The 10,761-nt window shown below is 75.6% G+C and carries 2 protein-coding genes; both read right to left on the bottom strand.

Annotated features, from left to right (window positions below; translation table 11 throughout):
* The coding region (locus AB0E96_RS11975; protein WP_359821718.1) for an amino acid adenylation domain-containing protein at positions 1-6,375 on the bottom strand (6,375 nt) is incomplete at its 3' end.
* Positions 6,375-10,487 (bottom strand): amino acid adenylation domain-containing protein, encoded by a 4,113-nt coding sequence (locus AB0E96_RS11970; protein WP_359821716.1) that lies wholly within the window; start codon positions 10,485-10,487, stop codon positions 6,375-6,377. The genes AB0E96_RS11975 and AB0E96_RS11970, both read right to left, overlap by 1 nt.
* Between the last annotated feature and the right edge of the window lie 274 nt (positions 10,488-10,761).

Below are 10,761 nucleotides of genomic sequence, written 5' to 3'. Positions count from 1 at the left end.
ACGATCACCGCTATCGTGGCGGGTGACGACCCGGCGTCCATTATCACCGTCGGCCTCCAGCACCGCGTGGGCGTTGGTGCCGCCGATCCCGAAGCTGCTCACCGCCGCGATCCTGGCCCGGTCCGCGGGCCAGGGCCGGGCCTCGGTGGGGATGTAGAACGGCGCGGGGTCGGGGCCGAGCCGCGGATTGAGGGCGCGGAAGCCGACGTTGGGCGGGATCACGCCGTGGTGGACCGCGAGCGCGGCCCGGACCAGCCCGACCACGCCGGCCGCCGCGCCCAGGTGTCCGATCTGGCTCTTGACCGAGGTCAGCGCGCAGTGGCCGGAGCGGTCCAGGTCGAAGGCCTGGCGCAGGGCGCCGACCTCGACCGGGTCGCCGAGCCGGGTGCCGGTGCCGTGGGCCTCGACGTAGCCGAGGTCGGCGCCGCCGCGACCGCTGCGGCGCAGGGCGGCGCGGATCACCTCGCGCTGCCCGGCGAGCGAGGGAGCGCTGTAACTCAGCTTGTCGGAGCCGTCGTTGTTCAGCGCCGAACCGGTGATCAGGGCGTACACGGTGTCGCCGTCGCGGCGGGCCAGCCGCAGCGGCTTGAGCACCACCGTGCCGACGCCGCTCGCGCCGATGGTGCCGCTCGCGTCGTCGCTGAAGGGGCGGCAGAGGCCGTCCACGGAGAAGATGTGCTGCGGCTGGTAGCGGTACCCGCCGGTCAGCGTCGGGTCGACCAGGACGCCGCCGGCCAGCATCACCTCGGCGTCGCCCTGGCGCAGCAGCCCGGCGGCGACGTGGACGGCCACCAGCGAACTGGCGCAGGCCGCCTGGGTGGTGAAGGCGGGGCCGGTCAGCCCGAGGTGGTAGGCCGCCTTGGTGGCGAGGAAGTCCTTGTCGTGGTGCAGGGCCAGCTGGAAGCCGTCGGGCAGGCGCTCGGGGTCGGCCTCGCGGAGCATGGACTGGAAGTAGGTGTTCTCACCGGCTCCGGCGACCAGGCCGACGCGCGCACCCGACGGGTCGGCGATCCCGGCGTGTGCCAGCGCCTCGACACAGCTCATCAGCAGGTGCCGCTGCTGGGGGTCCATCAGCCGGGCCTCCTGCCGGCTGATGCCGAAGTGGTCCGGGTCGAAGTCCAGCGGGCCGTCCAGCTGGCTGCGTGCCCCGACCAGGCCGTCGGCGGCGTCGAAGTGCTCGATCCCGATGCCGCCCGCGGTGACCATCCGCCAGAACGCGGAGAGGTCGGAGGCGCCGGGGAGCCGGACCGCCATGCCGACGACCGCGATCGGCTCGTCGACCGCGATCGGGCCGTCCCCGGCGGTCGGCACCGCACCGACGGACGGCGCACCGACCGCCGGCGCACCGACGGCCGACGGTGCGTCCGCCCGGTCCAGGAAGGCGGCCAGCGCCCGTACGGTGACGTGCTCGAACAGGTCGGCGACGGTGAAGCGCAGGCCCGGTTCGGCGGAGCAGCGGAGCTGGAAGCGCATCAGGCCCAGGCTGGAGGCGCCGGCCTGGAAGAAGGTCTGCGCCGGGTCGATCGCCAGGCCGGTGACGGCCTCGAACACCTCGGTCAGCCGGGCCTCGCGCGCCGACAGGGCGGTGCCCCGGGCCGTGGGCCGGCGCAGTTCCCGCCCGGCGGAGCGCAGCGCACCCCGGCGGTCCAGCTTGCCGCTGGGCGTCCTGGGCAGCTCCCCCACCACCCGGAACCGGGCGATCCGGACGTGGCCCGGCAGCAGCGGCGCCAGGTGCGCGGTGAGGTCCTCGACCGTGGGCGCCTCCGCGCGGCACTGCAGGCAGGCCACCAGTTCCTCGCCGTCGCGGACCACCACGGCGTTGACGACGTCCGGGTGGCGCAGCAGGGCCGCCTCGACCTGCCCCAGCTCCAACCGGTGTCCGCTCAGCTTGATCTGGTCGTCGTCCCGGCCGAGGTAGTGCAGCAGGCCCTGCCGGTCGAACCGGGCCCGGTCGCCGCTGCGGTAGCACAGGCCGAGGCCGGGCAGTTCGACGAAGCGCGCCTCGTCGAGCGCAGGGTCCCCCAGGTAGCAGCGCGCCGCCATCGCGCCGCCGATCAGCAGGGCGCCGGCGCGGCCGGGGGGTACGGGCTGGTCGGCCTCGTCGACCACGGTGAGCACCGCGTTGGCCACCGGCCGGCCGATGGCGGGGCGTTCGGGCCAGCGGGCCGGGTCGCCGTCCAGGCGGAGGCTGCTCACCACGTGCGTCTCGGTCGGGCCGTAGTGGTTGTACAGCCGTGCGCCCGGCAGGCCCGCGAACCAGCGGCGGATCGCCTCGGTGCACACCAGTTGCTCGCCGGCGGTGACCACCTCGCGCAGCCGCGAGGGGTAGCGGCCCAGCTGGACACCGTGCTCGGCGAGGAGCTGCAGTGCCACGTAGGGCATGAAGACGCGCTCCACCCCGGCCGTCTCCAGCTGCTCCAGCAGCGCGGGGGCGTCCTGCCGCCAGTCGGGCCGGACCAGGTGCAGGCGGCCGCCGCCGCACAGCGTCCCGAAGACCTCCTGGAAGGACACGTCGAAGGAGAGCATGGAGAACTGCTGGGTGGCCGCGGGGGCCGCCAGTCCGCCCGAATCCGCCTGCCACTGCAGCAGGTTGCACAGGGTGCGGTCGGACACCTGCACGCCCTTGGGGACGCCGGTGGAGCCGGAGGTGAACAGGGTGTAGAGCGGCCGGGCGCCGCCGTGCGCCGGGGCGGGGGGCGCGGCGGGCACGACGAGTGCGGCGGGCGCGGCCACCGGGGCCCCGGGTGCCAGCACCACCGGGTGGCGTGCGACGCGGCCCGGGTCGACGGCGTCGAACTCCGGGTCTCCGCCCGGCGGGAGCAGCACGCACAGCGGCTCCGCCTGGTCCAGCACCTGCCGGCGCAGGGCCGGCGGGTAGGACGGGTCCAGCGGCACGGCGGTCACGTTGAGCCGGGCCAGCGCCAGCAGCGCCACCACGTGCTCGACCGACGGCCGCAGGTGCAGTGCGACGCGGCACGGGCTGTCGGCCCGCTCCGGCAGCGGGTGGGCGGCCCGCAGCTCGGCCGCGAACGCCGCCGCGTGGGCGTCGAGTTCGGCGTAGCTCACGGTCCGGCCGTCGGACACCAGGGCGGGAGCGTCAGGGGTGCGCGCGACCTGCCGGGCGAAGCCCTCGGCCACCGTCGTCCAGGCCGGCGCCGTCGAGGCGCCCCGGCCGGGTTCCGGCAGTCCGCGGCGGTACGGTGCCACGAGCTCGGCCGGGGTCGCCGTCCCGCCCTCGGCGAGCAGGTCCAGTCCCCGCCGGAACAGGCCCGCCGCGGCCGTCACCTCGGCGGCGTCGAAGCGGTCCTCGGCGTACTCCCACAGGCAGTCGAGGCCGCCGCCGTGCTCGACCACGGACAGCGTCATCGGGCACTTGGCCTCGGCCGGGGCCCACCAGAGCGGACGGGAGGCGCAGCCGGGCAGGGCCAGCGCGCCGAAGTCGGTGTTCTCCAGGACGAACAGGTAGTCGAACGGGGTCTCGCCGCCGGCGGCCTCCCGGTCGGCCAGGGCATCGGCCAGCGCGACGTCCTGACGTTCCATCACCTGACGGGCGTCGGCGACCAGCCGCAGCAGCTGGCCGCGCAGCGCCTCGCGGGGCGCGACGGCCTGCGGCAGCAGCACGGTGTTGGCGAACATGCCGACGCTGCGCTCGAACTCCTGGACCGGCCGGTTGGCCACCGGGGCGGCGATCCGCGGCCTGGTTCCGCCGGTCACCCCGTAGAGGCTCCAGGTGAAGACGCCGAGCAGCAACTCGAAGCGGGTCATGCCCAGTTCGGCGCAGAGCCGGTCGACGGCGGCACGCCGCACGACGTCCAGCGAGGTGGCCAGCAGGCGGGCCCGGGGGCCGGGCCGCGCCTCGGCCCGGTCCGCCGGGTCGTGGTCCTGCGCCTCGTCCGTCCGGGCGTAGTGGGCCCGCAGTTCGGAGCGCTGGGCCAGGTAGGCGGGGTCGGCGAACCAGTCGCTCTGCCAGGCGGCGAAGTCCAGCGGGGTGGGCGCCGGGGCGGTGTCCGTGTGCGGCGAGGGCTCGGCGGTGCCGTCGTGCGCGTGCCGGTAGCCGGTGGACAGGTCGTCCAGCAGGACGTTGAGGGACCACCCGTCCACCGCGATGTGGTGGAGGTGGAGCAGCAGCACCCCGCCGCCGTCCTGCGGCAGCCAGCGGGCGCGCAGCATCCGGGGGCTGGACAGGTCGAACGGTACGGCGAAGAAACGGTTCGCCTTGGCGCGCGCGTCGTCCTCGGCGCCGCCCGCGCCCCCCTCGGAGTCGACGGGCTGCGGGGCGTCCCCGGCCGCCGGGCCGGGCTCGACCCACGGGTCGTACGGGTCCCCGACCAGCTGGCGCAGCCCCTCGGGCGCGGCCTCGAAGGCGGTGCGCAGGGCCGCGTGCCGCCGCACCAGCGCCCGCAGCGAGCCGCGCAGCGCCTCGGCGTCGACCGTGCCGTCCAGCCGGAAGGCCAGCTCCACCGCGTAGGACCGGGAGCGCGGCGCCCGCTGCTGCAGCAGCCACAGGCGCTGCTGCTCGCTGGTGGCGGCCGCCGAGCGCGCCCGGGTGGGAGCGGCCGGCACCGGGTAGGGCGACTCGGCGGCGGATCCGCCCTCCGCCACGGCCCGGGCGATCCCGGCCAGGTCCCCGGCCAGCACCGACGCCTGGGACAGTTCGCGGCCCCAGCGCCGGCGCACCTCGAAGCGCAGCCGCAGGGCCTTGAGCGAGTCGCCGCCGACGGCGATCCAGCGGTCGTCCAGCCGCGGGTCCGCCACCCCGAGCACCTCGGCCGCCAGGTCCAGCACCTCGCGCTGGCGGGCGGTGGTGGCCGTGGCGTCCGGGCGGCCGCCGTCCGCACCGCGCCAGGGCCGGTGCTCCCGGCGCAGCAGGGCGTCCCGGTCGACCTTGCCGTTGGCGTTCAGCGGGAGCTCGTCCACGAGGTGGATGTGGTGCGGCCTCATGTAGCCGGGCAGCCGGGCCGCCAGATGGCGGTCGAACTCCTCGAACGGGACCTCCTCGCCGAGCACCACGTACGCCAGCAGCTCGTTCGGGCCGTGCTCCCCGGCCCGGCGGGTGCAGACGTACGCCTGCCGCACCGCCGGATGCGCGAGGATCTGCCGCTCCAGCTCGCCGGGTTCGATCCGGAAGCCCCGGACCTTCACCTGGCGGTCGGCGCGCCCGACGTACTCGATCGGGCCGTCGGCGTCGGCGCGCACCAGGTCGCCGGTGCGGTAGTGGATCGTGCGGCCGCCGTCGTACCAGGGCAGCCTGACGAAGCGGCGCCGGGTCTCCTCGGGCAGGTTGCGGTACCCGGCCGCGAGGGCGGCACCGGCCAGGTGGAGTTCGGCCACCTCGCCGGGCGCCGCGGCCCGGTCGCCGTCCGGGGCGACCAGGACGGCCCCGGTCCGCGGCAGCGCCCGTCCGATCGGGACCAGGTCGCCGTCGAAGTCACGCGGGATGGGGTGGCACAGCGCGAAGGTGGTGGCCTCGGTGGGGCCGTACACGTTGTGCAGCAGGGTGGGGGCCGCCGCGTTGTGCCGGTACCAGCGGCGGATCGCCCGCGCGTTGAGCTGCTCGCCGCCGACGAGCAGCTGTCCGACCCCGGCGAAGCAGGACGGCTCCGTGTCCACCACCGCGTTGAACAGGGCCACCGTGACGAAGGTCGTGTCGATGCGCTCCCGCAGCAGGGCGGCGGCCAGCCGGTGCGGTGTCTGGACGGCCTCGTCGCCGAGGACGACGCAGCAGCCGCCGGTCAGCAGCGGCACCCAGACCTCGAAGCTGAGGGCGTCGAACGCCGGATTGGACAGGCAGGAGTAGCGGGCCCCCTCCTCGATGCGGATGTACCCCGGCTCCGCCAGCCGCAGGATGCCGGCGTCCCGCACCTCGACGCCCTTGGGGCGGCCCGTCGTGCCCGAGGTGTAGAAGACGAAGGAGACCGGTGCCCCGGTGGGGAGGGCCTCCCGGTCGCCCGGTCCGGCCGCGAGCAGCTCCGCCGCCTCCAGCGGGCGCACCCGGTCCGGCAGGCCGTCGGGCGCCGTCCCTCCGTGGACCAGCGCCACGCTGCCCGAGTCGGCCAGGATGTGGTCCCGGCGCTGCGCCGGGCTCTGCGCGTCCAGCGGGACGACCTGGGCGCCGAGCCGCAGGACGCCGAGCATCACGCAGACCAGCTGCCAGGAGCGCGGCAGGCAGACCGCCACCGCCTGGCCGGGCCGCACGCCGGCCAGGCGCAGCCCGTGGGCCACCGCGGCGGCGGCGTCGACCAGACCGGTGTAGTCCAGCCGGACGTCGCCGTCGACCAGCGCGTCGGCACGGGGGGTGCGCAGGGCCTGCTCGTGCACGGCCCGGGCCAGGCCGGTGGACGAGGGCGTGAGGGGCGCGGCGCTCTCGGCACGCATCAGGCCTCCACGGCGGGAGCGGCGGACGCGGCGGACGGCTGTCCGGGTACGGGCGCGGGCGTGGGCGGCGGCACGGACGGGGTCGTGGCCGGGGACGACGGCGGAACCGGGAACCGGTCCAGCTCGGCCTCGATCAGCTCGGCGATCCGGGGCACCGCACCGCTCTCCAGCAGGTCCCAGTGGCCGCCCGCGACCGGCTCGGCCAGGAAGCCCCCGCCGGCCCGCCGTTGCCAGAACGCGCGCACCTCCCGCGCCTGCCGCGCCTCCTGCTCCCGCTGCTGCCGTTGTTCCCCGGACGCCTCCGCGGCACCGTCCACGGTGTCGTTCCCGGGGCCGTCCGCGGTGCCGTCCCCGGCGGCCTCGACCAGGACCAGCCGGGCCGGCGAGGACGGCGCCCGGTAGTCGCGGGCGGTCATCCGGTTGTGGTTGTAGATCCGGAAGTACCGTTCGATCTGCTCGTCCTCGATCCCCGGGTACATCCCGTTGAACCTGACGAGCTTGTCGCGGAACTCGGCCATCTCCACCGGCCCGATCGACGCGAGCTGCTCCGCGTCCTCGGTTCCGTGGGTGTCGAGCAGCACCACGCTGAACCGGGTGTGCCCGGCCCGGGCCAGTCGGAGCCCCATCTCGTGGGCGACCAGGCCGCCGTAGGAGAGCCCGCACAGCACCAGCGTCTCCTCCGGCCGGGGGTCGACCAGGGACAGGTAGTGCTCGGCCATGGCCTCGACGGTGGGCAGCGGTGTCTGCCCGGGGCCGATCCCGGGCGACTGCACTCCGAGGACGCCGACCCGGTCGGGCAGTGCCGAGGCCAGCGGCAGGTAGCAGAACGCCGTGCCGCCGGCCGGGTGGACGCAGACCACCCGCTGCCGCCCGTCCCCCGCGCGGAACTCGACCAGGTCGCCGTCCGGCGCGTCCGACGCCCCCGCCCGGAGCCGTCCGGCCAGGGCCTCGATGGTCGGGTTCTGCACGATGTCGCGGATCGGCAGGCTCTCGCCGAACTCCTCGCGGACGGCCCGGGCCACCTTGATGGCGGATATCGAGGTCCCGCCCAGGTCGAAGAAGTTGTCGGATATCCCGATGCCGGGGTGGAGCAGCACCCGCCGCCAGATGGTGTGCAGGGCCATCTCCACGTGGTCGCGCGGGCTCGCCGTGTTGACCTGGTCGCGGGTCGCGGCGCGGGCGGCCTCCAGCAGCGCGGCGCGGTCGAGCTTGCCGCTGCGGTTGAGCGGCAGCCGCGGCAGCTCGACGAAGACCGCGGGGATCATGTAGTCCGGCAGCCGCCGCGCCAGCGCGGCGCGCCACTCGTGCCCCTGGAGCGGCTCCGTGTCGCCCCGGCCGAGGCCCGCCACCAGGCGCAGCTCGCCCGCGGCGTCGCGGTCGGCGAGCACCGCCGCCTCCCGCACGCCGGGCAGGTCCAGCAGCGCGGCCTCGACCTCCCCCGGCTCGATCCGGAACCCGCGCAGCTTGACCTGGTCGTCGCCGCGGCCGAGGTACTGGGCGTTGCCGTCCGGGAGCCAGCGGGCCAGGTCGCCGGTGCGGTACAGGCGTTCGCCGGGCACGAAGGGGTCGTCGACGAACCGCTCGGCGGTCAGGTCCGGACGGTGCAGATAGCCCCGGGCCAGGCTCGCCCCGCCGAGGTAGACCTCGCCGGTCACCCCGGTCGGCACCGGTCGCAGCCGCCGGTCGAGCAGGTAGAGGCGGGTGTTGTCCAGGGGGCGGCCGATCGGGCAGGGCCGGTCCAGCGGCTGCGGGTCGGTGTAGGCGGTGCTGTAGAGGGTCGCCTCGGTGGGCCCGTAGCCGTAGCAGACCCGCAGGCCGGGCAGCGCCCGCTCGATGCGGTGGAGCGCCGTCTCCGGGAGGGGCTCCACCCCGGTCAGCAGCCGGCGCAGCGCCAGTCCGTCCAGGCGTGCCCCCGGGTCCTCGTCGATCCACTTGACGTAGGACGGCGGCAGGAAGGCCTGCACGACGCGGTGGTCGCGCATCCAGTCCAGCAGTTCCCCGGGGTCGCCGCGCAGCTCGTCGGGGACCAGGTGCAGCACGGCGCCGGTGGTGAGCGGCATCAGCAACTCGTGCACCGAGGCGTCGAATCCGATGCTCGACCAGGCGGAGGCCGCCTCGCCGGGGAAGGCGCCGAACCGTGCCAGCCAGGTGTCGAGGAGGTTGGTGACGCTGCCGTGGGTCACCGCCACGCCCTTGGGGCGGCCGGTGGAGCCCGAGGTGTAGATGACGTAGGCCAGGTCCGGCGGTCCGACGGTGATCCCCGGCGCGTCGTCGCGCTCCGCCTCGGCCTCGACCGCGTTCAGGCGCTGCCAGCCCCCGGGCGGGACGTCGGCGTCGCTGAGCACCAGGGCCGGGACGGCGTCCTCGACCATCGCGGCCAGCCGCTCGACGGGCTGCCCCGGATCGAGCGGCAGATAGGCGGCGCCCGCCTTGAGGATGCCGAGGACACCCACCACCAGGGCGGTCGAGCGCCCGGAGTGCAGGCCGACCACCTGGTCCGGGCCGACACCGCGGGCGATCAGCGCGTGTGCCAGCCGGTTGGCGCGGCGTTCCAGCGCGGCGTAGTCGAGCCGCTCCCCCTCGCAGACCAGGGCCGGCTCGGCGGGGCGGGTCCGGACCTGGGCCTGGAAGCGCTCGACCAGCCCGGCGGGGGCACCGGCGGGAGCGGGCGCCGCGGCCCGGTCGGCGCCGCTCCAGTCGGACAGCACCCGGTGGCGCTCCCGCTCGTCCATCAGCTCCAGCTCGTCCACGCCCAGGTCGGGCCGGTCGACGAACTGGGCCAGCACCCGGCGCAGATAGCCCGCGTAGCGCTCGGCCGTCGGGTGGTCGAACAGCGCCTCGGCGTAGTCCAGGTACCCGAGCACCCCGCCGTCGTCCTCCTCGGCCAGCGACAGCGCCAGGTCGAACTTGGCCCCGGCGTAGGGGATGCCGAACGGCTCGACGTCGATCCCGGGCAGCGCCAGCGCGCCCTTCCGGGAGGGCTGCCAGGCGACCATGGTCTGGAACAGCGGCGTGTGGGCGGTGCTGCGCGGCGGGTTGACCGCCTCCACCACCTGCTCGAACGGCAGGTCCTGGTGCTCCAGGGCGGTGCGCACCGCGGCGCGCACCTGCTTCAGCAGGGCCGAGCCGGTCGGCGAGTTCGACAGGTCCACCCGTACGGCGACGGAGTTGACGAAGAACCCGATCAGTTCGGAGAAGGAGCCGAGGCCGCGGTTCGCGACCGGGACGCCGACGACGATGTCGGTCCGGCCGGTCAGCCGCGACAGCACCACGGACCAGCCCGCCAGTACGGCGCCGAACAGGGTTCCGCCCTGCTCCCGCGCGGCCGTCTTGAGGGCGGTGCCGAACTCCCCGTCGAGGCGGACCGGCACCCGGCCGCCCCGGTAGTCCTGCTCCGGCGGGCGGGGCCGGTCGGTGGGGAGTTCGAGCAGTGCGGGCGCACCGGCGAGGACCTCCCGCCAGTGGGCGGCCTGCGCCGCCGGTCCGTCCCCGGCCGCCCACTCCCGGTGCCGCAGCGCGTAGTCGGCGTACTGCAGGGACAGCGGCGGCAGCGGGGAGCCCGTCCCCTCCCGGAAGGCCGCGTACAGCGTTCCGATCTCGCCCAGCAGCACGTTCATCGAGAAGCCGTCGAAGACCGAGTGGTGCAGCGTCAGCAGCAGTATGTGGTGCTGCTCGGCCAGGGCGATCAGCCGGCAGCGCGCCAGCGGGCCGCGCCCCAGGTCGAAGGGGGTGTCGCACTCCGCGCGCTGGATCTCGGCGACCCGGGCCGCGGCGTCCGGGGCCCCGGTCAGGTCATCCGTCGTGAGGGCGAAGCCGGGCCCGGGCGGACTGATCAGCTGCCGGACCCCGTCCCCGGCGGCGACCAGCCGGGTGCGCAGGATCTCGTGCCGGGAGACCAGTTCGTCCAGCGCGCGGGCGAGCACCGCGCGGTCCAGCGGGCCCCGCAGGGTGTAGGCCAGGGTCTCGTTGTACGCCTCACTGGCGCCGTCCAGCTGGGACAGCACCCAGAGCCGCTGCTGTCCCGGTGCCGGCTCCGCGAGCCGCTCCCCGGCGTCCGCCGGGGTGTCGGACCGGCCGGTGGTGGTGCTGTGGGCGTGGTGCGTCTCCGACAAAGCCAGACCTTTTCCTGAGGGAGGGCCATTGCGGGGATCAACGGCCCGGTGGCGGTGCGCTGGCGGTGCGTGGCCGGGGCCGGCCGGTGACCCCGGTGGTGCGGACCGGATCGCCTCGACCGGCGCGCCGCAGCGAGGTGGCGGTCAGTCATGTCCTGCCGGTGGCAGGCGAACCGGGGCGGAGCATGGCGGTGCTGTCGAGGTCGGCGGCGACGAAGCCCGGCGGGTTCGTGACCATGGATGCCTAGTTAAGATGACTGACTCGACCTGAGCA

The organism is Kitasatospora sp. NPDC036755 (assembly GCF_040636595.1).
Lineage (GTDB): Bacteria > Actinomycetota > Actinomycetes > Streptomycetales > Streptomycetaceae > Kitasatospora.
Note: the sequence above shows the minus strand (reverse complement) of the source record. Positions and strands in the feature narration are given on the sequence as shown.